The organism is Paragemmobacter straminiformis (assembly GCF_014243445.1).
Taxonomy (GTDB): domain Bacteria; phylum Pseudomonadota; class Alphaproteobacteria; order Rhodobacterales; family Rhodobacteraceae; genus Paragemmobacter; species Paragemmobacter straminiformis.
On sequence record NZ_JACLQD010000015.1, the window covers coordinates 1 to 1,365 of the forward strand.

The 1,365-nt window shown below is 70.0% G+C and carries 1 protein-coding gene; it reads right to left on the reverse strand.

What is annotated here, in order from left to right; genetic code table 11:
- The coding region (locus H7F16_RS19490; protein ID WP_185799311.1) for a calcium-binding protein at positions 1-1,365 on the reverse strand (1,365 nt) is incomplete at both ends.

Genomic DNA, 1,365 nt, shown 5'->3' on the forward strand with positions numbered 1-1,365 from the left:
ATCGACCGTGTCGTTGCCCGCGCCTGCGGCCACCACATCATCGGCACCGTCGGCCCCGTCGATCTGGTCGCCCTGCGCATCGACATAGGGCGTGCCCCCCGGTCCGCTGGTGGGCGTCATGCTGTCGCCTGCGGCGGTGCCGTCGACCGTGCCGTTCGGGCTGACCAGAACCTGCTCGATCTCGGAGAAGTTCACCGTGACCGTCTGGCCCGCGCCATTGGTATAGGTCACCGTGCCGCTTTCCGATTTGCCGGTCAGCGGATCGGGGTTGGAATAGGTGACCACGACATTGGTCAGACCCGTCAGGTCAAGCACGTCGCCGATGCGGCCGCCGGGGTTGTTGGACGGATCGCTCAGGTCCTCGACCGTCTCGCCACCCTGCAGGGTGATGGTGCCCGCCGCCGTGGTCGGATCGAAGCGGAACTCGTCGTCGCCCGACCCGCCATAGGCCACATCCCCCGCGCCAAGCAGGAAGTCGTCGTCGCCGTTGCCGCCCGCAAGCGTATCGGCCCCGTCGCCGCCCGACAGGCTGTCTGAACCGTCACCCCCGTCGAGGCTGTCATTGCCGGCACCGCCCGAAAGCGTGTCGTTGCCAAGGCCGCCGTTCAGCGTGTCGTCGCCCGCGCCGCCGTCGAGGCTGTCATTGCCGTCGCCGCCCGCCACGCTGTCGTTGCCGTCACCGCCTGCGACCGTGTCGTCGCCCGCGCCGCCGTCGACCGTGTCGTTGCCCGCGCCGCCGTCGAGGCTGTCGTTGCCATCGCCGCCCGCCACGCTGTCGTTGCCGTCACCGCCCGCGACCGTGTCGTCGCCCGTGCCGCCGTCGACCGTGTCATTGCCCGCGCCGCCCCCGACCGAGTCATTGCCCGACCCGCCCGCGACCGAGTCATTGCCCGCGCCGCCGTCGACCGTGTCGTCACCCGTGCCGCCCAGCGCCGTGTCATTGCCGTCACCGCCCGCGACCGAGTCGTTGCCCGCCCCGCCGTCGATGGCGTCATTGCCGCCCGAACCGATGACCGTGTCATTGCCCGACCCCAGCAGCACCTTCTCGATCTCGCCGAAGCCCAGCGTCCCCGAGGCGCCGGACAAGGTGCCCGACTCGGGCGTCGCCAGCGTCAGCGTCACGCTCTCGGTCAGCGCCGAGCCGTCGAGCGTGTCACCCGTCGTCTCGCCCGTCTCGCCGCCCAGAATGCTGTCGGCACCGAAGCCGGAGGCCAGAACGAACAGATCGTCCCCGCCACCGCCCAGCAGCGTGTCGTTCCCGACACCCCCCTTCAGCGTGTCAGCCCCGTCCCCACCGTCAACAACATCATTCCCGCTGCCCCCATCAACACTGTCAGAACCGATCCCGCCGTATAGCTGGTCGTT